22 protein-coding genes are annotated in these 22,724 nt (G+C 63.2%); 15 read left to right on the top strand and 7 right to left on the bottom strand.

All coding sequences use genetic code 11. The annotated features are described in order from the left end of the window. The first annotated feature begins 50 nt into the window (after nt 1-50). The gene (locus DYZ14_RS14740) at nt 51-1,322 is read left to right on the top strand and encodes a DUF3422 family protein (RefSeq protein ID WP_154721377.1); all 1,272 of its coding nucleotides are present in this window, start codon (nt 51-53) and stop codon (nt 1,320-1,322) included. Here DYZ14_RS14740 and DYZ14_RS24405 read toward each other — a convergent pair. Further along, complete coding sequence (locus DYZ14_RS24405) at nt 1,294-1,491, bottom strand: type II toxin-antitoxin system RelE/ParE family toxin (protein ID WP_232365558.1); 198 nt, start codon at nt 1,489-1,491, stop codon at nt 1,294-1,296. The two genes, DYZ14_RS14740 and DYZ14_RS24405, sit on opposite strands and share 29 nt — an antisense overlap. Before the next feature lie 131 nt (nt 1,492-1,622). Next, on the bottom strand, nt 1,623-1,880 hold the full coding sequence (locus DYZ14_RS14730; RefSeq protein ID WP_154721376.1) for a ribbon-helix-helix domain-containing protein: 258 nt from the start codon (nt 1,878-1,880) through the stop codon (nt 1,623-1,625). 142 nt (nt 1,881-2,022) lie between these two features. Between DYZ14_RS14730 and DYZ14_RS14725 the strand changes: the two genes are divergently transcribed. Further along, on the top strand, nt 2,023-3,432 hold the full coding sequence (locus DYZ14_RS14725; RefSeq protein ID WP_154721375.1) for a DUF6880 family protein: 1,410 nt from the start codon (nt 2,023-2,025) through the stop codon (nt 3,430-3,432). 9 nt (nt 3,433-3,441) lie between these two features. Here the strand turns inward: DYZ14_RS14725 and DYZ14_RS14720 are convergent, their stop codons facing one another. After that, on the bottom strand, nt 3,442-4,338 hold the full coding sequence (locus DYZ14_RS14720) for a LysR family transcriptional regulator (protein ID WP_154721374.1): 897 nt from the start codon (nt 4,336-4,338) through the stop codon (nt 3,442-3,444). A gap of 141 nt (nt 4,339-4,479) precedes the next feature. Between DYZ14_RS14720 and DYZ14_RS14715 the strand changes: the two genes are divergently transcribed. The 5 genes from DYZ14_RS14715 (at nt 4,480) to DYZ14_RS14695 (ending at nt 9,473) form a co-directional block, all read left to right on the top strand. Continuing rightward, a complete protein-coding gene (locus DYZ14_RS14715) occupies nt 4,480-5,919 on the top strand; it encodes an FAD-binding oxidoreductase (protein ID WP_154721373.1) in 1,440 nt (479 codons plus the stop codon). After that, nucleotides 5,916-7,136, top strand: a complete 1,221-nt coding sequence (glcE, locus tag DYZ14_RS14710; protein ID WP_232365557.1) for a glycolate oxidase subunit GlcE — start codon at nt 5,916-5,918, stop codon at nt 7,134-7,136. Before DYZ14_RS14715 ends, glcE begins: the two co-directional genes overlap by 4 nt. Beyond that, nucleotides 7,133-7,510: a DUF4870 family protein gene (locus DYZ14_RS14705; protein WP_154721371.1), complete on the top strand. Its 378-nt coding sequence runs from the start codon at nt 7,133-7,135 to the stop codon at nt 7,508-7,510. Before glcE ends, DYZ14_RS14705 begins: the two co-directional genes overlap by 4 nt. A gap of 57 nt (nt 7,511-7,567) precedes the next feature. Next, the gene (glcF, locus tag DYZ14_RS14700; protein WP_154721370.1) at nt 7,568-8,869 is read left to right on the top strand and encodes a glycolate oxidase subunit GlcF; all 1,302 of its coding nucleotides are present in this window, start codon (nt 7,568-7,570) and stop codon (nt 8,867-8,869) included. A 136-nt stretch (nt 8,870-9,005) separates the two neighbouring features. Then, nucleotides 9,006-9,473, top strand: a complete 468-nt coding sequence (locus DYZ14_RS14695) for a hypothetical protein (protein ID WP_154721369.1) — start codon at nt 9,006-9,008, stop codon at nt 9,471-9,473. A gap of 22 nt (nt 9,474-9,495) precedes the next feature. Here the strand turns inward: DYZ14_RS14695 and DYZ14_RS14690 are convergent, their stop codons facing one another. The 3 genes from DYZ14_RS14690 to DYZ14_RS14680 form a co-directional block, all read right to left on the bottom strand. Then, complete coding sequence (locus tag DYZ14_RS14690) at nt 9,496-10,164, bottom strand: outer membrane protein (protein WP_154721368.1); 669 nt, start codon at nt 10,162-10,164, stop codon at nt 9,496-9,498. Between the two features lie 198 nt (nt 10,165-10,362). Beyond that, entirely contained in the window at nt 10,363-11,052 is a 690-nt protein-coding gene (locus DYZ14_RS14685; protein WP_115671599.1) for a L,D-transpeptidase, read from the bottom strand. Between the two features lie 132 nt (nt 11,053-11,184). Then, nucleotides 11,185-11,940, bottom strand: a complete 756-nt coding sequence (locus DYZ14_RS14680; protein WP_154721367.1) for a L,D-transpeptidase — start codon at nt 11,938-11,940, stop codon at nt 11,185-11,187. A gap of 207 nt (nt 11,941-12,147) precedes the next feature. Between DYZ14_RS14680 and DYZ14_RS14675 the strand changes: the two genes are divergently transcribed. Beyond that, nucleotides 12,148-12,780: a DNA-3-methyladenine glycosylase I gene (locus DYZ14_RS14675; RefSeq protein WP_154721366.1), complete on the top strand. Its 633-nt coding sequence runs from the start codon at nt 12,148-12,150 to the stop codon at nt 12,778-12,780. Between the two features lie 108 nt (nt 12,781-12,888). Here the strand turns inward: DYZ14_RS14675 and DYZ14_RS14670 are convergent, their stop codons facing one another. Further along, a complete protein-coding gene (locus DYZ14_RS14670; protein ID WP_154721365.1) occupies nt 12,889-13,425 on the bottom strand; it encodes an RrF2 family transcriptional regulator in 537 nt (178 codons plus the stop codon). Between the two features lie 192 nt (nt 13,426-13,617). Between DYZ14_RS14670 and cydD the strand changes: the two genes are divergently transcribed. The 7 genes from cydD to DYZ14_RS14635 all read left to right on the top strand — a co-directional run bounded on the left by cydD (nt 13,618) and on the right by DYZ14_RS14635 (nt 22,724). After that, the gene (cydD, locus tag DYZ14_RS14665) at nt 13,618-15,261 is read left to right on the top strand and encodes a thiol reductant ABC exporter subunit CydD (RefSeq protein WP_210209295.1); all 1,644 of its coding nucleotides are present in this window, start codon (nt 13,618-13,620) and stop codon (nt 15,259-15,261) included. Further along, on the top strand, nt 15,258-16,919 hold the full coding sequence (gene cydC / locus DYZ14_RS14660) for a thiol reductant ABC exporter subunit CydC (protein WP_154721364.1): 1,662 nt from the start codon (nt 15,258-15,260) through the stop codon (nt 16,917-16,919). Before cydD ends, cydC begins: the two co-directional genes overlap by 4 nt. Before the next feature lie 116 nt (nt 16,920-17,035). Then, on the top strand, nt 17,036-18,637 hold the full coding sequence (locus tag DYZ14_RS14655) for a cytochrome ubiquinol oxidase subunit I (protein ID WP_154721363.1): 1,602 nt from the start codon (nt 17,036-17,038) through the stop codon (nt 18,635-18,637). 5 nt (nt 18,638-18,642) lie between these two features. Further along, complete coding sequence (cydB, locus tag DYZ14_RS14650) at nt 18,643-19,794, top strand: cytochrome d ubiquinol oxidase subunit II (RefSeq protein ID WP_154721362.1); 1,152 nt, start codon at nt 18,643-18,645, stop codon at nt 19,792-19,794. 14 nt (nt 19,795-19,808) lie between these two features. After that, nucleotides 19,809-19,931, top strand: coding sequence for a cytochrome bd-I oxidase subunit CydX (cydX, locus tag DYZ14_RS14645; RefSeq protein WP_115671548.1), 123 nt, complete (start codon nt 19,809-19,811; stop codon nt 19,929-19,931). 517 nt (nt 19,932-20,448) lie between these two features. Further along, nucleotides 20,449-21,594: an efflux RND transporter periplasmic adaptor subunit gene (locus DYZ14_RS14640; protein ID WP_232365556.1), complete on the top strand. Its 1,146-nt coding sequence runs from the start codon at nt 20,449-20,451 to the stop codon at nt 21,592-21,594. Further along, nucleotides 21,591-22,724, top strand: a complete 1,134-nt coding sequence (locus DYZ14_RS14635) for an ABC transporter permease (protein ID WP_154721361.1) — start codon at nt 21,591-21,593, stop codon at nt 22,722-22,724. The genes DYZ14_RS14640 and DYZ14_RS14635 overlap by 4 nt, the downstream gene beginning before the upstream one ends.

Below are 22,724 nucleotides of genomic sequence, written 5' to 3'. Positions count from 1 at the left end.
CGCCGCGCATTTGCTAGGAAGGCAGCCATGATAAAAGGGAGACGGACTTGATGGGGAAGGGTAGTTTCGCATTTCCGGTGTCGCCGGAGCGGGCTCTGGCGCTGGGTGAGATCCATGCGCGGCCCTATGCGCTGGTGAAATCGGAACGCGTGATCGTGCAACTCGCCTTCATGATGGACGGCGGCTCTGCGGTGCATCACAGCGCGCTCGCCGAATTGTCGCGTGCTCGCGGCGTGACCGTGCCCGATCGCAATGCCCGTCACCACGCCATGCCCTGGGGCCAGGGAACGCTGCGCTGGGAGCGCCACACCGAATTTTCCACCTGGTTCTGGGACGGGCCGCTGCCCGATGCCTTCGGCGGTGAAATCCTCGTTCATCCCTTCGGCGACGGCTTTTCCGCGCCTGGTCCGCTGATGTCGGGCATCCGGCTGGAGATCCGCCGCGACGGTACCGAGATCGAGGCGGCGATGCAGCTCTTCGATCTGACCAGCCTCTGCTACAGCGACGTCAAGAACGGCCAGGCGACGGTGATGACCGATTTTCGCCAGGACGGCGACGGGTTGACGCGCATTCTCGTTGTCGACCGCAGCCTTTCCGAAGCCGGGCGTGGCGCGCTCGTCCAGCGCCTGCTCGACATCGAGACCTATCGCACGCTCGCCATGCTCGGCCTGCCGCTGGCACAGACACTCTCGCCGGACATACGTCGCATCGAGGACGGGCTGACCGCGGTGACCCAGAGCATGAAGGCCCATGCACGCGAGGAAGCCGACACCATGCTGGCCGAACTGACCCGGCTGGCCGCCGAATTGGAGGCCAATGCGGCGCTCAGCCTTTATCGCTTCGGTGCGAGCCGCGCCTATGACGGCATCGTGCGCGAGCGCGTCAAGGCGCTCGATGAAGCCCCGAAGCCGGGATACGAAATGCTGGGCGCCTTCCTTGAACGTCGCCTGGCGCCGGCCATGCGCACCTGCCAGTCGGTCGAGGAGCGGCTGGCCAACCTGTCGCGCAAGCTGTCGCGCGCCACCAGCCTCGTTCGAAGCTGGATCGACGTCGAACTCGAGCGCCAGAATTCGGCCCTGCTCGCCACCATGAACCGCCGCGCCGAGATGCAGTTGCGCCTGCAGCAGACGGTCGAAGGCCTCTCGGTCGCGGCGATCTCCTATTACATCGTCGGGCTGATCGGCTATGGCGCCAAGGCCATCAGCCACGATCTCCTGCCCGTCGATCCGGCGGTGATCACCGGGCTGTCCGTGCCGCTGGCAGTGCTGGGCGTCTGGTGGGTGGTGAGGCGGATCAGGAAGAGCCACGGCGAGGGGCATTGAAGTCCTGGCGGCTCGTCGCCGGATCGCGTGCGCCATCGACAACCCTGGCGATGTGGACATTTCCATCGTCTGCGATGAGATAGAGAACGAGCCAGCGGTCGCAGACGAGCATCCGGGCGTTGTCCGCAATGTCCTTGCGGGCTGGGCCGAGCATCGGATGGGTGGCCAACGCCGACTTCGCGTGGTGATCCGGTCCAGTTTGTCATCTGCGATTGCCGGACTTGCGGTTTCGGCAAGCCATAGCCAGATGTCTGACACATCGCTCCGGGCCCTTGATGACCAGAGGATGTGTACCATTGCCTAACCCTTGGATTGATACTGTCGACGTGCTTCGGCTTTCAATGCGGTCAGGTCGAGCGGTCTGAAATCTCCGCTCGTAACACCTTCCGTCCACGCAAGCTTCAGCGCTTCCGTCGAAAAAGCGTCCAGATTGTCGCGCTCCTGAAGGAGTGTCAGAGCCGCCGCCAGAACGTCGCCAGGCGAGGCGAACTCACCAGAAGCCACCTTCTTTTCGACGAAGTCCTCTAGCTCAGCGCTCAGCGATACGGTGACGGTCATTGGCGTACTCCTGGCGTGTAGATTAGAGCGTGATCGTGCGGAGTGCAATCTTGGCTCGCGTGCGCGCGAAATGCCCTTGCTCGCCTTCGCTGTCCGCCTGATATAAGCGATCGAAGACAATAAACGGCATAAGCGGAACGGAATGGCCCGGCAGAAGCGTGCGAAACTCGACAAAAAGGGCCTGAGCGGTCTTGGCCTCGACAAGCTGGTCGAGATCCTGCTGGAGGAAGCCTCGGCCAACAAGGCCCTGAAGGGCAGGCTGGAGGCGGCCTTGGCCGGCGAGGCGGGGCCGGCGGAAATGGCGCGGCTGATCGACCGCCGGCTGGATACGCACGAGCAGGCGAGGACGCGGATCAACAACGCCCGCGCCAAGGATCTCGCCATCGAGTTTTCCGGCCTGGTGCGTACCATTCTCTCGGAGTTGGGCGGGGTGGATGCGGCGGGCGGCGCCGAGCGCATTCTGCGGTTCCTCGCCCTGCGCTTTCCGATTTCGGCGCGGCTGGTGTCCGACAATGCCCGGCTGTGGAAGGTGTTCGATGAAGCCGAAACGGCGGCGGCCGAATTGATCCGCTCGGTTCCGGCGGAAGATCAGGCGTTGCTGGTGCCGCAGTTCGAAATGTTGCGCCGACGCGACCGGTATGGCGAGCATACGGGTTTCCTGCATAAACTGACCGGCGTGATCGGCGCGCCCGCCGCGACGGCCTGGAAGATCCTGCTCGCCGAGGCCATGCCGAAGGAGCCGGGCAAGCTCGGCGCGCTCGATCTCCTCCAGGCGATCGCGCTCCGCCAGGGCGACGTCGATGCCTATATGGCGCTCGAAGAGGGCAAGGCGGAGAACCGTCGAGATACGCTGACGGTCGCGGCCCTGCTGCACGGTGCGGGTCGCCATGAAGAGGCGTTGGAGTGGGTTCGCCGCCGCCCGACGGGTATGCGGCTTTTGCCGGTCGGCGGCGAGTTGACCTCCGTCGGTCCGGAATATGGCGCCCGGGAGCGCCGCATGCTGGAAGCCGAAATCCTCGACAAGCTGAAGCGGCGCGGTGATGCGCAGGAAATGCGCTGGCGGGAATTTGCCGAGACGCTCGATCCAGCCGTTCTGAGGCTCTACCTGTCGAAGCTCGACGATTTCGCCGAATTCGACGAAATGGACCGGGCATTCGCGTTGGTCGACGACGCCGAAGATATCTATGGCGCGCTCGATTTCTTCGTCACCTGGCCAAGGCTCGATCGCGCGGCGGCGCTTGTGCTGCGCCACAAGGACGACTGGGAAGGCCGCTATTATGAGGATCTGGCGCCGGCGGCCGAGGCCCTGTCCGACGATCAGCCGCTGGCCGCGACCGTGCTCTATCGTGTGCTGATCAGCGACATCCTGCGCCGCGGCATCGGCGTCGCCTATCCGCATGCGGCGCGCTACCTCGAGGAACTGGTCCGTCTTGTGCCGCATCTGCCGGCCGATGCGCGGCTGCAGCACCACGGCGACTTCGTCGCCGACCTGCGTCGCACCCATCCGAAGAAATTCGGTTTCTGGAGCAATGTGTCTGAAGCGCTGCGATGATCCGCAGGCTCAGCGCTCCCAATAGGGAACCGGCCCGTAAAGCTCGGCGAGGTAGTCGATGAACAGCCGCACCTTGGCCGGCAGGAACTGGCGGCTCGGATAGACAGCCGAGAGCGAGACATTGCGCGAGCCCTCATAGGCCGGCAATACCTGGACCAGTTTGCCCGCCTTCAATTCGGGGCCAATGTCCCAGGTCGAGCGCAAGGCGATGCCGAGGCCTCCGATCACCGCCTCGCGGATGACCTCGCTGGAATTGGTGATCAGCATGCCGTCGGGGCGAATGCTGAGCGTGCCCTGCGGTCCTTCCAGCTTCCAGGCATCGTAATTGTGCGCCGGAAGGCAGTGATGTCGTTTCAGGTCCTCGATCGTTTCCGGCATGCCGTGGACCCCGATATAGTCGGGCGAGGCGCAGAGGATGCGGCGCACAGGTGCCAGACGCCGCGCCACCAGCGTCGAATCCGTCAGTTCGGCAATGCGGATGGCCAGATCGAAGCCGCCGCCGACGATGTCTGTAAATTCGTCCGACAACACCAGATGGATGGTGAGATCCGGATGGGCTTCCATGAAGGTTTTAAGATGCGGCGCGATGTGCAGGCGGCCGAACGAGGTCGGCGCGGAGATCTTCAGTGTGCCGGCCACTTCCGACGAGCGCCCCGAAGCATAGGCCTCCGCCTCCTCCAACCCCGCAAGCACGGCGATCACCCGCTCGTGAAACCCCTGTCCGGCCTCGGTCAGCGAGATCTGCCGCGTGGTCCTTTGCAGGAGCCGCGTGCCGAGCCGGTCCTCCAGCCGCTTGATCCGCTTCGACACGACCGCCGGCGAGAGCCCCAGATCCCGCGCCGCCGTCGACATGCTGCCGACCGCAATCACCCGTACGAAGACTTCCAGATCGCCGAGATTGGTCATGGCCCAAATCCACTCTTTCCAATTTTGTCATAAGTCCATAGCATTTGCGCGACTTTGGTTGAAGTGGTAAAGAAACAATACCAATTGATGGCCGAGGCCACCCGGTGTATGCCGAAGGAGCCTGAGCCAGGGGAGGGAGCCATGTCCGAAGCCATCCAGTTTCTGGAGCCGAATGCCGCGATCCTGTCGCGCTGCAAGGAGATCCTCGCCGATCTCGCGGAGCTCGTGCCGGCTGAGCGTCTGGTGCAAGAGCCGAACGAACTCGTTCCCTTCGAGACCGACGGTTTCATCGCCTATCGCCGCCGGCCGCTCGCGGTCGTCCTGCCGGAAACCACGGCCCAGGTCGCGGCGGTGATGAAATACTGCAATAAATACGGCATTCCGGTCGTGCCGCGCGGCGCCGGCACCTCTTTGTCGGGTGGTGCCATCCCCCAGGAAGATGCGGTCGTGCTCGGCCTCTCGGCGATGACCAGGATCCTCGACATCGACTATGCCAATCGTTGCGCCACCGTCCAGGCGGGCGTCACCAACCTTTCCATTTCCGATGCCGTCGGCGGAGACGGCTTTTTCTACGCGCCCGATCCGAGTTCGCAGCTCGCCTGTACGATCGGCGGCAATATCGGCATGAACTCCGGCGGTGCTCACTGTCTGAAATATGGTGTCACCACCAACAACTTGCTCGGCGTCAAGCTGGTCCTGGTTGATGGTACTGTGATCGAGCTGGGCGGCAAGTTGCTCGACAGCGCCGGCTATGACCTCCTGGGCCTCGTCTGTGGCTCCGAAGGCCAGCTCGGCATCGTCACCGAAGCGACGGTCCGGCTGATCGCCAAGCCCGAGGGCGCGCGCCCCGTGCTGTTCGGCTTCGACAGCGCGGAATCCGCCGGCACTTGCGTCGCCGATGTCATCGGCGCCGGCATCGTTCCGGTCGCCATCGAATTCATGGACAAGCAGGCGATCGAGATCTGCGAGGCCTTCGCCCATGCCGGTTATCCGCTCGATGTCGAAGCCTTGCTGATCGTCGAGGTCGAGGGATCCGAGGCCGAGATGGAGGCCATGCTCGCCTCGATCGTCGAGATCGCCAAGCGGCACGGAGTGAAGACCGTGCGCGAAAGCCAATCGGCGATGGAATCGGCACTGATCTGGAAGGGCCGCAAATCGGCCTTCGGCGCGACGGGCCGCATCGCCGACTATATCTGCATGGACGGCACCGTGCCCCTGAGCCAGCTTGCCTATGTCTTGAAGAAGACCTCAGAGATCACCGACCGCTATGGCCTGCGCGTCGCCAACGTCTTCCACGCCGGCGACGGCAACATGCACCCGCTGATCCTCTACAACATCAACGATCCGGAAGATGCGGCAAAGGCGGAAGCCGCCGGCATGGAAATCCTCAAGCTCTGCGTCGATGCCGGCGGCTGCCTGACCGGCGAACACGGCGTCGGCATCGAGAAGCGCGACCTGATGCGCCACCAGTATGCCGAGGCCGATCTCGCCCAGCAGATGGCGGTCCGCGCCGCCTTCGATCCGAAATGGACGCTCAATCCTTCCAAGGTGTTTCCGCTCGACGGGAGGACGGCCGCGTGACCGCGTTTCTGCTTCCAGCAACAGAAGTCGAGGCCGTGGGCCTCATCCGCGAACATGCCGAACGCTCGGCGCCCCTCGCAATCTCGGGCGGCGGAACGCGTGCCGGTTTCGGCAATGCCCTGACCGCCAATGCGACGGCCCTCAGTTCGTCCGGCCTTTCCGGCATAGTCGCCTATAATCCGGCCGAGATGGTGCTCACCGCCCGCGCCGGCACGCCGGTTGCGGAGATTGAGGCCGCCGTTGCAGTCAACGGCCAGTCTCTCGCCTTCGAGCCGGCGGATCACCGAGGCATGATGGGTACGTCCGGTGAGCCGACCATCGGCGGCCTGTTTGCCGTCAATGCGTCGGGTCCGCGCCGCTTCACCGCCGGTGCCGCGCGCGATCATCTGCTCGGCGTGCGCTTCGTCAACGGCCATGGCGAAATCGTCAAGGCTGGCGGGCGGGTGATGAAGAACGTTACCGGCCTCGACCTAATCAAGGTCCTTGCGGGCTCCTACGGCACGCTAGGCTTCCTGACCGAAGTGACCTTCAAGGTCCTGCCGGCACCGAAGACGGCCGTTACCATCGTGTTGTCCGGGCTTGAGGACGAACAGGCGGTCCAGGCCATGGCGGCCGCCATGGCCATGTCTGTCGAGGTCTCGGGCGCCGCCCACCTGCCGGAGAGCGTGCGCGGCCGGTTCATCGGGGGCAGGCTGCCGGACGGTGCCGCGACCGTGCTGCGTCTCGAAGGGCTGGAGGCATCGGTCGGCGTGCGCGCTGAAAAGCTGGCATCCGCAATGTCGGCCTTCGGTCCTGTCTCGCGGCTGGAAAATGCCGATACGCTGTCGCTCTGGAGCGAAATCCGCGACGTCCACCCTTACGCAGACAGCACGATGCGGCCGCTCTGGCGCGTGTCCGTCGCCCCGTCCGAAGGCTGGAAGCTGGTCGCCGCCCTTCGCCTGGAAGCCGGCATCGACGCCTTTTATGACTGGCAGGGCGGGTTGGTCTGGATGCGCCTCGAAGGCGATCCGGAAGCCGAGCTGCTGCGGCGCTTCATCAAGGTGGCCGGTGGTGGCCATGCCACGCTGGTACGGGCGCCGGATGCTGTGCGGGCCCAGGTCCCGGCCTTCGAGCCGCAATCGCCGGCCGTCGCCTTGCTTTCGCAGCGGGTCAAGGAGAAGTTCGATCCGCGCGGCATCTTCAATCCCGGCCGCATGACAAGAGGAGACGCCGCATGAGCGATCCGATGATCTCCCCCGATCCGCGTAAGGCAGACAACTGGCTGGAGCCCGGCAAGCTGAACGTCCAGCTGGTCTACGCGCTCTATCTCTTGAGTTTCCTGATCGGCATCTCCGGCCTGATCGGTCTTGTCTTCGCCTATCTCAATCGCGGCAAGGCGGGTGGCTGGGTCGACAGCCATTACACCTATGCCATCCGCACCTTCTGGATTGCCCTGCTGTACGGCCTCGTCTCGGCCATCCTGTCGCTTGCCTTGATCGGCGTGCTGCTGGCCGCTGCCACCGTGGTCTGGGTCGTCGCCCGCTGCATCATCGGTCTGCAGAAGGCCACCGCCGGCGAACCGATCGCCAAGCCCGAGACCTGGTGGGTGTGAGCCTTCGAATTTCATGGCCGCGACGGAAATCGTGCGCCCCCCTTCGGGAGAACTGACGTGCAGACCAATTTCACCGCCGAACAGCTCGCCGATCCGCACGTCGCGGAGGCAGAGAGCATTCTTCGCAAATGCGTGCATTGCGGCTTCTGCACAGCCACCTGTCCGACCTATGTCACGCTCGGCAACGAGCTCGACAGCCCGCGCGGGCGCATCTACCTGATCAAGGACATGCTGGAGAACGGGCGGCCGGCCGACAAGCAGATCGTCACCCATATCGACCGCTGTCTCTCCTGCCTCGCCTGCATGACCACCTGTCCCTCGGGCGTTGACTACATGCATCTGGTCGATCATGCCCGCATCCATATCGAAAAGACCTACAAGCGGCCGCTGATGAACCGGCTGACGCGCGCCATTCTCGCGGTGACGCTGCCCTATCCGGCCCGCTTCCGCGCAGCACTTGGCCTTGCCCGTCTCGGGCGCCCCTTCGCTGGCCTTTTCAAGCGCATCCCGGCGCTGAAGCCGATGGGCGCCATGCTCGATCTCGCGCCACGCAGCATTCCGGCCGCCGGCGACAGTGCCCGTCCGGCGACCCATGCCCCGAAGGCCGAGAAGCGCGGTCGCGTGGCGATCCTTACCGGTTGCGCGCAGCCCGTGCTCGACCCCGGCATCAACGCCGCGACCATCCGGCTGTTGACCCGTTTCGGCGTCGAGGTGGTGGTGCCGCAAGGTGAGGGGTGCTGCGGCGCGCTGGTCCATCATATGGGCCGCGAGGGCCAGGCGCTCGACAGCGCGAGGCGGAATGTCGATGTCTGGACCCGCGAGATCGACAAGGGCGGGCTCGACGCGATCGTCATCACGGCGTCCGGCTGCGGCACGACCATCAAGGATTATGGTCACATGCTGCGGCTCGATCCGGCCTATGCGGAGAAGGCTAAGCGTGTGTCGGCGCTCGCCAAGGACGTCACCGAATACCTCTCCACGCTCGACTTGCCCGTGCAGGAGAAAAAGAACCTGACCGTGACCTATCACTCGGCCTGCTCGATGCAGCATGGCCAGAAGATCACCATGGCGCCGAAGATCCTCTTGAAGAATGCCGGTTTCACCGTGCGCGACCCGGCCGAGGGGCATCTGTGCTGCGGTTCTGCCGGCACCTACAACATCATGCAGCCGGAAATCTCGGAAAAGCTGAAAGCCCGCAAGGTGAAGAACCTCGAGGCGACGAAGCCGGACGTCATCGCCGCCGGCAATATCGGCTGCATGACGCAGATCGGTTCGGGCACGGCCGTTCCGATCGTCCACACGGTCGAACTGCTCGACTGGGCCTATGGCGGAGAGCGTCCCGCAAGGCTTGGCGTTTGATATTGCCTGGGTGAAAATTGGCCGGAAACGGCACAGTTCGCCGTCGAAGCTTCGGCTTATGGGTCGGAAAACTTTAAGACACTGCTGATAAAGTGCTTCCTGCAATAGGTCGGTCGGGCCTGCGAGGAGGAATTCGATGTCCGTCAGGGCAATCATTGCCGCCGTCTTGTCGACGGCAAGCGCCATGCCGGCGGCGGCGGCCGAACGCATTTACTGCGCGGCCTCAGACCCTATGGTCAAGATGTCGATCGAAAGTGCTTTTGCCGCCCGCGACGGCAAGCGGCTGGTCCATTTTCGCGGCATTACCGACATCAAGGACGACAAGACGCCACAAGCCTTTGCCAACCTCAAGCTGAATTCTGCCATGTTGAAGCAGGCCTGGATGGACGGCGACGAACTGCGTCTGCAGATCTACACCGACAATCGCGATGCAAGGCCGTTCCAGACCTTCGAAATGTCGATCGTCACCCGTTCCACGGCGAACAACCCGGACCGCTTTGCCGGCCGTTATGTCCTGACGGTCGAGAGCGCCCACGGAAAGACAAAGGCCCCGCGCGACATGGTCTTGTTGCACGAGGCCGCGATTTCCTGCGAGATCAAGTAGCCCGCGATCGGGCGCTATCGCGTTAGAAGTGGAAGCTGATGCCGGCGTTGACCGCATTGGTCATGATGTCGGTCTTGAGCGTCGCACCGCTGTCGATGTCGACGTCGACCCAAGAATAGTTGCCCTTGTATTCGACAAAGCCGGACCACCGGTCGGTGAACTCGTAGGCCACACCGACCTGTGCCTGAACGGTCGCGCCACCGAGCTGGTACTCGAAAGTCTCACCCGTGCCGCGCGTCACTTCGACATGCGGCACGTTGATGCCGGCGCCGGCGCCGATGTAGGGAACGAACTTGGTGCCTTCGATCGGCATGCGGTAGAGCGCGTTGAGCGTCAGAAGATTGATGCCGTCGGAAAACTCGAAGTGATCCCATCCGGCTTCTGCCAGCGTGTCGCTGTCGGCATAGACCTTCGCATGGGTGAAATCGAGCGAGACGCCGATGTTCGGCTGGCCGAGCTCTTCCATCCACCAGGTACCGCGCACGCCGTAATAGGGCGGCATTTCGAAGGAACGGCCGTCCCAGCCGGCGGTGAAGTCCGCTTGGTCGGAGACTTCGACATCGCTGTGCGGCGCCGTCTGGAAGCCGCCGTAGACGGAGATCGCCATTTCGGCCTGGGCCAGGGATGCCGACAGGCCGATGAAGCTGGCCGCGACAGCGGTGCTGAACAGGAGGCGAAGCTTGGAGTTCATGGGTAGGGTCCGCGAATCTGGTTATGTTTGATATGTATGTAAGCGATTTGCCGCGCCAAGTCTGTTTCCAATTTGCATCACCATGAGCGGAACGACCAAAGTCGGGGCCAATTCCTTGGCGATCGTCAAGTCGGGCGGCACGAAAATAGGCGCGGGAGGTCTCGCTTCCCGCGCCTATTTTCAAGGAGGTTGGATCAATCAGCCGCCGAACATGGTCCGCAGCAGGTCGATGCCCTTGTCCTGGAAGCTGACATCGCCCTGGCGGTTGCCCGGACCGACGACGATGACCTTGGAACCGACGCCCGCGCGATCATAGAGATGCTCGACGTCCTTGTTCATCATGCGGATACAGCCGGAAGACATGTTGAGGCCGATGGTCCAGGGCTGGTTGGTGCCGTGGATGCGGAAGATCGTGTCGCGGCCACCCTTGTAGAGATACATGGCGCGTGCGCCGAGCGGATTGTCGACGCCACCCTTCTGCACGACCGGCAGGATATGGCCCTTGGCGGCTTCGCGGCGGCGCATTTCGGCGGGTGGGCGCCATTCCGGCCATTCGGCCTTGCGGCCGATCTTGACCACGCCCGACCAGCCGAAGCCGTCGCGGCCGACGCCGACGCCGTAACGGGTCGCGCGGTTATTGCCCTCGACATAGTAGAGGAACTTGTTGTTGGTATCGATGATGATCGTGCCCGGCTTCTCGTCGGTGATCAGCCGCACGACGCGGCGCTTGAACTTTTCCGCGACCTGCTTCTTCTGCGGCTGGGCGACAAGCGTCACGTCGCTCAAGGCGGCGGGATGGTTGGCGCTCATCGTGCCGGCGATGGCGGGCACGGAAAAACTGCCGATGGCGATGGATGCGGCCGCCAGTGCGGCCAGATACGTCTTCATGATGAAATCCCCCAAAACGTAAGGGATGGGAGCCTAGCCGACTCCCATCCCGATGCAAGTGCTTAAGCAATGCCTCATTGAAAATTGATGAAATCGAACCGCCGGTCAGTCCGGCGGTACCTGCGGCATATGTCAAAGGACGATGACGCTCGTTCCGACATTGACGCGCTCGTAAAGGTCGACCACATCCTCGTTGCGCATGCGGATGCAGCCTGACGACACACCGCTGCCGATCGTCCATGGCGCATTGGTGCCATGGATGCGGTAAAGCGTCGAGCCGAGATACATGGCGCGCGCGCCGAGCGGATTTTCCGGTCCGCCTTCCATGCGGGCCGGGAGATAATGCCCCTTCGCCGCTTCCCTGGAAATCATCTCCTTCGGCGGGACCCAGTCGGGCCATTCGCGCTTGGCGGTGATCTTGTGCTTGCCGGCCCATTCGAAGCCCGGCTTGCCGACGCCCACGCCATAGCGGCGCGCCTGACCATTGCCGGTGACGAGATAGAGGAAGCGATTATTGGTGTCGATGACGATGGTGCCCGGCTTGTGCGGGCTATCGTAAGCAACCATCTGCGGCAAGAAGACCGGGTCGATCTGGCTGCGCACCGGCTTGTTGGGGCGAGCGGTGGCCGGCTGGACGAGCGTTGCCTGCGGCGCTCGCCGCTGGACCTGGCGCTGATAGGTGCGCATCTGCGGCTGTGCGGCGCGCGGCGCGTAGACGACCGGCCGCTGGGCGCCGCCGAGCTGCATCACCCAGGGGGCGGAAAGATCGGGGCTGACGATCACCGGCGGGCGGCTCTGGTAACGATCGTTCGCGCTGGCGGGCTGGACCGCGGGCAAGGCGACAGAAAGGCCGACAAGCGCGGCCAGGAAATAGGATTTCTCGAACATCGGACAACTCGCTACATGGGACCGAGGAGGCAAGCCCTTATTGGCTTTCATTGCGATCGTGCCAGCGCCGTCGCGACAATTGGTAAATGCCCGTTGATGAAAAGGCCGCAGACCCCGTAAACCTTTCATCAGGGTTAGCGCAGCGTTTGGAAAAATAGTGAACAAATGGTAAACGGACTTCCGCCAAGGTTAAGGGAATCATCGCGCATGGAAAAGACGGGGCTGATTCCCGGTGAGGATGGACTGGATCGCTGCTTCTGGCATGGCGGTCTTGACGACTACCGCCGCTATCACGACGAGGAATGGGGACGGCCGGTCACCGACGATCGCCGCCTGTTCGAGAAGATCTGCCTCGAGGGCTTCCAGTCAGGCCTGTCCTGGCTGACCATTCTTCGCAAGCGCGAGAATTTCCGCGCCGCCTTCGCCGGCTTCGATTTCCATAAAGTCGCCCTGTTCGACGATGCCGACATCGCGCGTTGTCTTTCGGACACCGGCATCGTGCGCCACCGCGGCAAGATCGTTTCGACGATCAACAATGCCCGGCATGCCGTCGATCTTGCAACCGAGTTCGGTTCGCTCGCGCGTTATTTCTGGAGCTTCGAGCCGAGCCCGCAGGAGCGTCCGCAGCGTATGGATTATGCGACACTCAGAGCCAATCCCACCTCGCCGACGTCCATTCGCCTGTCGAAGGATCTAAAGAAGCGCGGCTGGTCCTTCGTCGGCCCGACCACCGTCTATGCCTTCATGCAGGCCATGGGCCTGGTCAACGACCATATCGAGGGCTGCTGCTGCCGCGAGCCGGTGGAAGCGATGCGCGCGCAGTTCGTCCGGCCTGCTTGAACGGCGTATTTCCCGCTTGCCCTGAAGGCCCTCACGGCCGGCGTGGATGCGTGGTGCCTCACACCGAAAGGGCGACGCTGTCCTGCGACAATCCCGGGATTGTGCGCGTCACGACGTCTCGATGTCTTCTTGAAGGACTCGAGCGGTCCTTTCCGCCGAGGTCAGGCGCGGGACGGCCGCAGGTCTTTGTCCCATGCTGGAACATCTGGGCGGGGCTTGAAAATGCAGCAAGGCGGCAAGTCCGGCATTGCCCTCGACCAGATCGGACAGGCGCACCTTGTCGAGCGAAGCATAAAAAGCCTCCACCGCGTCGCGGATCGCATTGCGTAGCCAGCAGACTTCGACCAGAGGACAGGTGTTGGTGATACTGAAGCATTCCGCAAAGGGCAGATCGGCCTCGAAAACGCGGAAGACGGCGCCGATATTGATTTCCGAAGGCGCGCGCATCAGTTGCAGGCCGCCATGCCGCCCGCGGGTCGCGTCGATGAAATCGTGCTGGCCGAGGACACGGATCACCTGGCCAAGGTGGTTTTCCGAGGCGTTGCAGGCAGCGGCGATGTCGCTCTTGCGCACCGTGATTTGCGCATTGACGGCACAGAACATCAAAGTCCTGATGGCCAGATTGGTCCGTGTGGTGAGCCGCATTATTCAGTTTTCCGGTCAACGGGCGAACTTGCACTGCCTCTCTCTTACGACAGCGCGACAATTTGGAATTTGATCAAGATCAGCTACGCCGTTAGTCTCGGCCAAAACCTGCATCAAAAATCTCCCTTTAGGCTCGCCTTGTCCAGAACGAAGAAGATTGAAAGCGATCCCGCGCGCCGCAGGCTCGGTGCCATGGCACGGCAAGATGGCCGGCCCATGGCGGTGGCTGCGAGCTTCGCGGTCCTTTCGGCGCTTTTGTGGATTCCCCAGGCCTGGCTGGTCGCGCAGCTTCTGGCAGCGCTCGTGGAAACGCGCCCGCCGGCCCTTGCGCCGGTGCCGACCGTCCTGGCATTCGTCGGCCTCGGTCTTGCGCGCCACCTGGGCGAAGCCCTGGCCGGGCGAATGGCCTTTCATGTTGCACAGCGGATCGTCACACGCGAACGCACCGACCTGATCGCCCGGGAAAGCCTCACCTCGCCCTTTGGCGAGGGCCGGCAGACATCGGCGGCGCTTGCCACGCTCCTGGCCAGCAAGCTGGACGCCCTGATGCCGTTTGCAACACGCTATCGGCTGGCCGCAATCAAGGTGGCGATCGTGCCTGCCGCCCTGTTGATCGTCGTGACGTCGATCTCCTGGGTAGCCGGCCTCGTGCTTCTGGTCGCCGGTCCGCTCATTCCGGTCTTCATGGCACTGATCGGCATGGCCGCACGCGACGCCAGTGAAAAACACATGGTCGCGACCGGAACGCTCAATTCGGTCCTGCTGGAATGGCTGAACGCCGCCGCCGACATCCGCCTGCTGAACGCCGAGCAAAGAACGGTCGACCGGTTCCGCCAGTCGGCGGAGACCTTGCGCGCCAGGACGATGGAGGTACTTCGCATCGCCTTCCTTTCCTCGACGGTGCTCGAGCTCTTCTCCGCCATCGGCATTGCCATGGTCGCCGTCTATGTCGGCTTCAGCCTGCTCGGCACGTTCACCTTTGGGGCCTATACAACACCGCTGTCGATCGCCGAGGGCATCTTCATCCTGCTGCTCGTGCCGGATTTCTTCCAGCCGCTCAGGGACCTCGCTTCCGCCTGGCACGACAAGGCCGCCGCCCTTGCCGTGGCCGGCGAACTGGCCGAGCGCGAGAGAGAGCCGCGGCAGACGATTCTTGGCCGGGGCGGAAAGGCGCCGGCGGGTCTTTCGGGCAGCCTGACGGTCGCGACGACCGGATTGCGCTGTTCGACCGGCGGCCGGGAGATTGCTTTTCCGGACATACGCATCATGCCGGGGGAAAAAGTGGCGATCGTCGGGCCGAGCGGAGCCGGCAAGACGACCCTGATCGCCTTGCTTGCAGGCCTCGTCCGGCCATCGGGCGGCCAGATCGAGGTCGCCGGTCAGCCGCTCGACGATGACCATGCCGACGCCTGGAGAAGCATGATCGGTTTCGTCGGCCAGCATCCGCACATGCTCAATGCCAGCCTGCGCGCCAATATCTCCCTCGTGGACGGGCGGGCGGATGCTATCCGGCTCGAGGCGGCCCTTCATGCCGCCTCGGCCGAGGGGGTCGTAACGGCACTTCCGCGTGGCGTCGAAACCCGTCTCGGCGAAAACGGTAGCGGCGTCTCAGGCGGCGAGGCGCGGCGGTTGATGATCGCGCGCGCCATCTATGCCGACGCCCGGGTGATCTTCGCGGACGAGCCGACGGCGGATCTCGATGCCGCAACCGCTGATCGCGTGATCGGGGCCCTGGAGGCGGCAGGCCGGCAGGGGGCGACGCTGGTGATCGCGACCCACGACCCGCGCCTGATCGCGCGGCTTGATCGCGTCATTCGTCTGGGGGATGCCGCATGAAGGCGCTTTGGCGGGTTTTCCTGCGTGTCTGGCGCCGGCGCTTCGGCGCCCTTGCCATCGGTATCCTTTTGTCCGTCTCCGTTCTTGGCGCCGGCCTTGCGTTGCTGGGCCTGTCCGGCTGGTTCATCACCGCCGCCGGCATGGCGGGCCTTGCGGGCGCCGGCCTCACCTTCGACGTCTTTCGCCCCAGCGCCGGCGTCCGGTTTCTCGCCCTTGGCCGGGCCGCCGCCCGTTATGGCGAGCGGCTGGCGACCCATGACGCAACGCTGAAAGGGCTTGCCGAATTGCGCGTCGCACTGCTGAGCGCGATGTTGCAGAAGCCGGTCGTGCTGCTTGCGCGCCTGCGCGGTTCGGAGCGGCTCAATCACCTGACGATCGATGTCGATGCGCTCGACGGCGTCGCCTTGCGTCTCGTCATGCCGGCCATCGCCGCGACCCTGGTTCTGGCCGCCGCCCTTGTGTTGATCGGCTGGCTCGTCCTCCCCTCCGTCGCCTTTTGGGAGATCGGCAGCTATGTTTGCGGTCTGGGGGCGGCGCTCGTCTTTGCCGCGCGCTTTTCCCGGCAGCCGTCGCGCTTTGCTCAAAGGGCGATGCAGGCCTTGCGCATGCGGTTCATCGATATGATGCGCGGACAGACCGAGCTTGCCGTCGCCGGCCGGCTGGAAGACCATCGCCAGTCCATCCTCGATGCGCATCGCCGGCTGCAAAGGGCGCAGGCAAGGATCGATGCGGTCGAACGGGTCTCGGCCATTCTCCTCGGCCTTGCCGGCACGATCGCCGCCGGCGGTGGATTGCTGATCGGCGGGCTTGCGGTCGCCGACGGAACAATCGATCCGGCCAGTGCCGCGCTTGGTTTCTTCGCCGCGCTGGCGCTGGTCGAGACCGCGGCACCCCTGGCGCGAGGCATTGCCGAACTGGGCAAGATGACGGATGCCGCACGCCGGATCGAGGCCCAGTTCGACGATCCGGCTGGCCCCGCACCGGGAAACCCGATGGCGGCGTCTCCTCTTCCTGCCGACCATCCGCTGCTGAGTGTCTCGGACCTGGCCTGCCGACAGCAGAGCCGCGTCCTGTTCCAGGGCATCGCATTTTCCGTCCGCGCTCGCGAGACCCTTTCACTGGTCGGGCCGAGCGGTTCGGGCAAGACAACGCTTCTGAATGTCGTGCGCGGATTGATGACGCCGGCCCAAGGCTCGGTCATCGTCGAGGGCCGACCGCTCGATGCCCTTGGCGAGGCGGAGCGTGCCGCTTGCATCGGCTATCTGCCACAACGCACGGCGCTGGTCAGTGGTACGATCGCAGACAATCTGCGCGTCGCCGACCCCGCAGCCTCAAATGATATGCTCTGGCACAGCCTGAAGATTGCCTGCCTCGATAGGGTGGTCGAAGAAAGAGGGGGACTCGATTGCCAACTCGGCGAGGCCGGTCTCGGCCTGTCGGGCGGCGAAAGAAGACGGCTGGCGCTCGCCCGGATGTTGCTGCGCCGGCCTCGCATCATCCTTCTCGACGAGCCGACGGAAGGTCTCGACGAGGAAACGGCGCGGATGCTTCTCGAGCGCTTGCGTCAGGGTTTTCCCGAGGCGGCGATCCTGGTTGCGGCCCACCGCGACGCAGAGCGTGCCTGGGCCAATGGGGAGATCGCGATCGGTCATCGGTAAAGGTGCATACTTGATATACGATATTGATCCACATCAAGGACGATGTCGCTCGGTTGATACATATAAAAAATATTATGCGTCGTGGATGCATGTTTTAACCAACCGAGAGCAAGACCATGGAACTCGATATTGTCGAGCTGTCACGCCTGCAATTCGCGATGACGGCGATGTATCACTTTCTCTTCGTCCCCTTGACGCTCGGCCTTTCCATCATCATTGCGATCATGGAAACGGTCTATGTCATGACGGATCGTCCCATCTGGCGACAGATGACGAAATTCTGGGGCACCCTGTTCGGCATCAACTTCGTGCTGGGTGTGGCCACCGGCATCACCATGGAATTCCAGTTCGGCATGAACTGGAGCTATTACAGTCACTACGTCGGTGACATCTTCGGCGCGCCGCTCGCGGTCGAGGGGCTCATGGCCTTCTTCCTCGAGGCGACCTTCGTCGGGCTGTTCTTCTTCGGTTGGGACAAGCTCTCCAAGCGCGCGCACATGATCGTCACCTGGCTGGTGGCGATCGGCTCGAACTTCTCGGCGCTGTGGATCCTGATTGCCAATGGCTGGATGCAGAATCCGGTCGGCGCGCAGTTCAATCCGATGTCGATGCGCATGGAGATGACCTCTTTCTTCGACGTGGTCTTCAATGAAGTCGCCCAGGCCAAGTTCGTCCACACGGTGTCGGCCGGCTATGTCACGGCCTCGGTCTTCGTGCTCGGGGTGTCTGCCTGGTACCTGCTGAAGAACCGCCATACCGACCTTGCCCGCCGCTCGATCGCGGTTGCCGCCAGCTTCGGCCTGGCATCGGCCCTTTCGGTCGTCGTCCTCGGCGACGAATCCGGCTACTCGGTCACGCATTCGCAGAAGATGAAGCTCGCCGCGATCGAAGGCATGTGGGAAACGCTTCCCGCGCCGGCCTCCTTCACACTGGTTGGCTTTCCCGATCAGGAGGCCCGCGAGACGCATTATGCCCTGCATATCCCCTATGTCATGGGCCTGATCGGTACGCGTTCGCTCACCCACGAGATTCCCGGCATCGCCGATCTGGTCCAGCAGGCCGAAGAGCGGATCCGCTCCGGCCAGATCGCCTATGACGCGCTGATGACTTACCGCGCCGAAAAGGGCCAGGTTTCCGACGAAGTTCGCACAACTTTCGAGGCGCACAGCAAGGATCTCGGCTTCGCCCTGCTCCTGAAGCGCTATGTCGACGATCCGCGACTGGCGAGCGACGACCAGATCAAGATGGCTGCCAATAACACGGTTCCGACCGTCTGGCCGCTGTTCTGGGCGTTCCGCCTGATGGTGGCGCTCGGCTTCTCCTTCATCGCGGTCATGGCCTGGTTCTTCTGGATGGCATCTTTCCGCAGGATGCAGTTCCCCCGCCTGGCGCTGTGGCTCGCCGTCATCATCATCCCGACGCCGTGGATCGCCGCCGAACTCGGCTGGTTCGTCGCCGAATTCGGCCGTCAGCCCTGGACTGTGGACGGCGTCCTGCCGACCGCGCTGTCGGCCTCGCAACTGTCCGTCACCGATTTGGCGATTACGCTGGCCGGCTTCGTAATGTTCTACACCGTGCTCTTCGTCATCGAGATGGGGCTGATGCTCAAATATATCCGCAAGGGTCCGCACGTAGACGTGTCCGAGACCGATCAATGGCAGAAGCAGCATCGTGACCGGCTGAGTGCACCCTCGCCGTTTGCCCAACCCGCGGAGTAACGATCATGATCCTTCATCAATTCCTGGACTTCGAACTGCTGCGGGTCGTCTGGTGGCTGCTGCTCGGCGTGTTGCTCACCGGCTTTGCCCTGACCGATGGCTTTGACCTGGGCGTCGGTACCCTGCTTCCCTTCGTCGGCAAGACCGACGTGGAGCGCCGTGTCGCCATCAACACGATCGGTCCGGTCTGGGAAGGCAACCAGGTCTGGTTTATCCTCGGGGGCGGGGCGATCTTCGCCGCCTGGCCGCCGCTCTATGCCGTCAGCTTCTCCGGCTTCTATCTCGCCATGTTCGCGGTTCTGGCAGCCCTCATCTTGCGTCCGGTTGGCTTCAAGTATCGTTCGAAGCGCGACAGTGCCCTGTGGCGCTCCGCCTGGGACTGGGCGCTGTTCGTCGGCGGCGCCGTGCCGGCGCTGATCTTCGGCGTGGCCATGGGCAATGTCCTTCAAGGGGCCCCCTTCCGCTTCAACGAAGACTTGATGATCTTCTATGACGGCACCTTCTTCGGCCTGCTCAATCCCTTCGCGCTCCTTGCCGGCCTGGTCTCCATTGCCATGCTGACGATGCATGGTGCGGCCTGGCTTCAGCTGAAGTCGGAGGGGCCGGTTCAGATTCGGGCCCGCAAAATCGGCTCGGTCGCCGCTCTGGTGACCATCGTCGCCTATCTTCTGGCCGGTGTCTGGTTGGCAACGGGGATTTCCGGCTACGCGATCCCGGGAACCGTCGTCACCGACGGTCCGTCCAATCCGCTGCTCGGCGAGGTCATGCGTACGCCCTCCTGGTTTGCCGCCTATTCCGAGCGTCCATGGATCGCCGTGGCTCCGGTTCTCGGCGTCATCGGCGCGGTTCTGGCCTTCTTCGGCCTCAGGGCCGGTCGCGAAGTCTCGACGTTGCTCTACTCCAAGCTCGCGATCACCGGCATCATCTCATCGGTCGGGCTGACGATGTTCCCCTTCATCCTGCCGTCGTCGGTTGATCCCAAATCGTCGCTGACAGTGTGGAATTCCTCGTCCTCGCACCAGACGCTGTTCGTCATGCTGGTCATGGCCGTCATCTTCGTGCCGATCATCCTCGCCTACACCGCCTGGGTCTACAAGGTCCTGTGGGGCAAGGTGACCGAGGCCGATATCAATGCCGACAGCGGCACCGTTTACTGAAGGAGACAAGAACGATGTGGTATTTTGCCTGGCTCTTGGGCCTGCCGCTCGCCGCGATCTTTGCCGTCGTCAATGCCATGTGGCTGGAGATGCAGGAGGATCGCAGGATCATGAATCCAGCGGAAGGCGAACATTGAGGTGCATCCGGGGGGGGGGCTACAGCGGGGCTTGGATGATGCTTCGCAGTCCTCTAGTCCGCACTGCTCGGTCCCTGCTTCATCCCCCGGCTGGAGACTGACGCCAGCACGGGGCGGCAACCGCATGTGTTGCCGCCCCGTCGGCAATTCAGCCCTGCAACATTGAAGGATCCCATTGCCTGCGGGATTCGGCAAAACGATTCTCTCGACGCAACAGCGAAGGCCGGTCCGCCTCTGTCGATGACAGGGTGGGGCGGGCGCCGCCTGCCGAATGACGGGCTTTTCAGGAGTCCCAGCCGGTACCGCAAGAACGCGCCACGGATTTCGCAGAGCGAAAATTTTCCCATGACATTCTTCGCCATCGGACGTGACATAAGTCATATTGTAATAATACTATATTGCGATAGGTCGGTCCGGTTTGATCCGAAGCCCGACCTCCCGACCCAATCGGCCCCATCCCTGGATGGACTACAGTCCTTGTCACGCCTCACGCCGGAGTTGCTGCATGAAAGCTCGTTTGAAGTTCGCTCTGGGGGTCGTCCTGATCGGGACGGTCGCCGCGGGGGGCTACCTCTTCCTGCAGAACCGACCTTTGAAAGTCGAGGTCGTCAGGCCGTCGGAGACCGTCCCGATCAGGGTTTTCGGTCTCGGAACGGTGGAAGCCAGGGTGTTGTCGAAGATTGGCTTCGAGGTCCCGGGCACGTTGATCGAACTTCATGCGGATCACGGTGACACGGTCGCCAAGGGCACGGTGCTGGCCAAGCTGAATTCGGCGGAACAGGAAGCCCGCCTCGCGCAGGCAAAAGCCACCCGCCTGGCGGCAGAGATGTACGTCCTGAAGGCCAAGGCGAACGTATCGCGTGCCGAGGCAGTCTACGCGCAGCGACGCGATGACAGCGCACGCAAAAAGTCCCTCGCCAGCCGCAACGCCACGACGCAGCAGGAGGCGGAGGAGGCGCTGCGAGACGAAAAGGTCGCAGCAGCGGATTTGTCGGTTGCACAGAGCGAGGTCAATGTGTCCGAAGCGCAATTGACCGACGCCCAGGCCAAGGTGAGCTACGAAGAGACGATCCTGGAGCAGCACATCCTGCGCGCGCCGTATGATGCGGTGGTGATCGACCGACAGAGGGAAGTGGGGTCGGTCATCGGCTCGGGCGAGGTCATTTTCACGCTCATCGAGCCGGACAGCATCTGGACCCTCGCCTATGTCGACGAAGAACAGGCCGGTCCGCTCGAGGTGGGACAGCCGGCGGAAATCCGCCTGCGGTCGCTTCCGAACAGCGTCATAGAAGGACACATCGCTCGCATTGGCCTCGAAAGCGACCGCGCCAACGAGGAACGCAAGGTTTGGATCGTCTGCGAGGACTGTCCCACGCAACCTTATCTCGGAGAGCAGGCAGAAGTCTGGATCACCGTGAAAACGCTGTCGAAATCCCTGATGGTGCCGCAGAACGCCATCTACGAATTCGATGGCTCCTCAGGCAAAGCCTGGGTGATTGAAGACGGCGTGTTGCGGAAAAGGCCCCTGTCCTTCGGCACTCGTTCCGAGGACGCGCGTTACGAGATGACCGGCGGCTTGCCTGAGGGAGCCTCTGTCGTCACCTCCCGAGGACCCGGCCTGAAGGACGGGCGGTCCGCATCAGCATTGCCGGTCAAGCCATGAACCTTGCTTATCGCGATGTCCGCCACAATCTCTTCCGCTTCGTGCTGACCTGCCTTGGACTGAGCCTCCTCATGGCCGTGGTTCTCGCCATGATGGGAATTTACAATGGTGCCGTGATCGATGCCTTGACCATCGCCCGCGCGCCCAAAGTCGATGTATGGGTCGTCGAAGCCGAAACCAAAGGCCCGTTTGCGGAATCCTCTCGCATTCCCGGATCGACGCGCGAGGCGGTTGCCCGCCTGCAGGGTGTGGCGGACGCGGGCAGCGTCACCTACCAGAATGCCGATGGCGAGTATAATGGTACATCCCGCCGCCTCTACATCATCGGCTACGAGCCTTCGCGTCTCGGGGGACCGCAGGATCTTATCGCCGGTCGGCCGATCACACGGACCCATTTCGAAATGATCGCCGATACCCGCACGGGTCTGTCACTCGGCGACAGGGTTCGCCTGGGCCGCAACCATTTCGAGGTGGTCGGCCTTGTGCGCAATCACGTCAATTCGGGTGGGGATCCCGCAGTCTACATTTCTCTGCTCGACGCCCAGACGCTGCAATTCGAGATCGACCCTGCCGCGGTACGTGTCAAACGCGCCAAAGGGGAGGTGAGCGAAAGCCAGGATAGCGTGAATGCGGTGATTGCGCGACTTCATCCCCAAGCCGACCCGGAACAGGTAACGGCATCTGTCCGGCGATGGAAGCATCTGTCCGGCATGACGCAAGTCCAGGAGGAAACCCTCCTCACACGGTCGGTGATCGAAAGGCAACGCCGCCAGCTCGGCCTTTTCATGGCTATCCTCATGGCTGTGTCGGCGGTGGTGATCGCGCTGATCATCTACATGATGACCATCGAAAAGCTGAAACAGATCGCCACCCTGAAACTCATAGGCGCCCCGGACCGCACCATCGTTTGGCTGATCATGCAACAATCGCTCGCGCTCGGCGTCACCGGCTGGTTCTTCGGCCTCGGCATATTGTCCCTGGTCAAGGATTTCTTCCCCAGGCGCGTGGTTCTTGATGTCCCGGATGCCCTTGTGATGGGCGGCATCATCGCTCTGGTCTGCGTCGTTGCCAGTGGTCTCGGTATCCGCGCCGCGCTCAAGGCCGATCCGGCCACGGCCTTGGGAGGCTAG

It is taken from the genome of Ciceribacter sp. T2.26MG-112.2, from assembly GCF_900492205.1.
Lineage (GTDB): Bacteria > Pseudomonadota > Alphaproteobacteria > Rhizobiales > Rhizobiaceae > Allorhizobium > Allorhizobium naphthalenivorans_A.
Note: the sequence above shows the minus strand (reverse complement) of the source record. Positions and strands in the feature narration are given on the sequence as shown.

Bases quoted from the DNA above. Each gene is read 5' to 3' on its own strand.
- DYZ14_RS14740 (WP_154721377.1), top strand. From the start codon at position 51: ATGGGGAAGGGTAGTTTCGCATTTCCGGTGTCGCCGGAGCGGGCTCTG.
- DYZ14_RS14730 (WP_154721376.1), bottom strand. From the start codon at position 1,880: ATGACCGTCACCGTATCGCTGAGCGCTGAGCTAGAGGACTTCGTCGAA.
- DYZ14_RS14725 (WP_154721375.1), top strand. From the start codon at position 2,023: ATGGCCCGGCAGAAGCGTGCGAAACTCGACAAAAAGGGCCTGAGCGGT.
- DYZ14_RS14720 (WP_154721374.1), bottom strand. From the start codon at position 4,338: ATGACCAATCTCGGCGATCTGGAAGTCTTCGTACGGGTGATTGCGGTC.
- DYZ14_RS14715 (WP_154721373.1), top strand. From the start codon at position 4,480: ATGTCCGAAGCCATCCAGTTTCTGGAGCCGAATGCCGCGATCCTGTCG.
- DYZ14_RS14705 (WP_154721371.1), top strand. From the start codon at position 7,133: ATGAGCGATCCGATGATCTCCCCCGATCCGCGTAAGGCAGACAACTGG.
- DYZ14_RS14695 (WP_154721369.1), top strand. From the start codon at position 9,006: ATGTCCGTCAGGGCAATCATTGCCGCCGTCTTGTCGACGGCAAGCGCC.
- DYZ14_RS14690 (WP_154721368.1), bottom strand. From the start codon at position 10,164: ATGAACTCCAAGCTTCGCCTCCTGTTCAGCACCGCTGTCGCGGCCAGC.
- DYZ14_RS14685 (WP_115671599.1), bottom strand. From the start codon at position 11,052: ATGAAGACGTATCTGGCCGCACTGGCGGCCGCATCCATCGCCATCGGC.
- DYZ14_RS14680 (WP_154721367.1), bottom strand. From the start codon at position 11,940: ATGTTCGAGAAATCCTATTTCCTGGCCGCGCTTGTCGGCCTTTCTGTC.
- DYZ14_RS14675 (WP_154721366.1), top strand. From the start codon at position 12,148: ATGGAAAAGACGGGGCTGATTCCCGGTGAGGATGGACTGGATCGCTGC.
- DYZ14_RS14670 (WP_154721365.1), bottom strand. From the start codon at position 13,425: ATGCGGCTCACCACACGGACCAATCTGGCCATCAGGACTTTGATGTTC.
- cydD (WP_210209295.1), top strand. From the start codon at position 13,618: ATGGCACGGCAAGATGGCCGGCCCATGGCGGTGGCTGCGAGCTTCGCG.
- cydC (WP_154721364.1), top strand. From the start codon at position 15,258: ATGAAGGCGCTTTGGCGGGTTTTCCTGCGTGTCTGGCGCCGGCGCTTC.
- DYZ14_RS14655 (WP_154721363.1), top strand. From the start codon at position 17,036: ATGGAACTCGATATTGTCGAGCTGTCACGCCTGCAATTCGCGATGACG.
- cydB (WP_154721362.1), top strand. From the start codon at position 18,643: ATGATCCTTCATCAATTCCTGGACTTCGAACTGCTGCGGGTCGTCTGG.
- cydX (WP_115671548.1), top strand. From the start codon at position 19,809: ATGTGGTATTTTGCCTGGCTCTTGGGCCTGCCGCTCGCCGCGATCTTT.
- DYZ14_RS14635 (WP_154721361.1), top strand. From the start codon at position 21,591: ATGAACCTTGCTTATCGCGATGTCCGCCACAATCTCTTCCGCTTCGTG.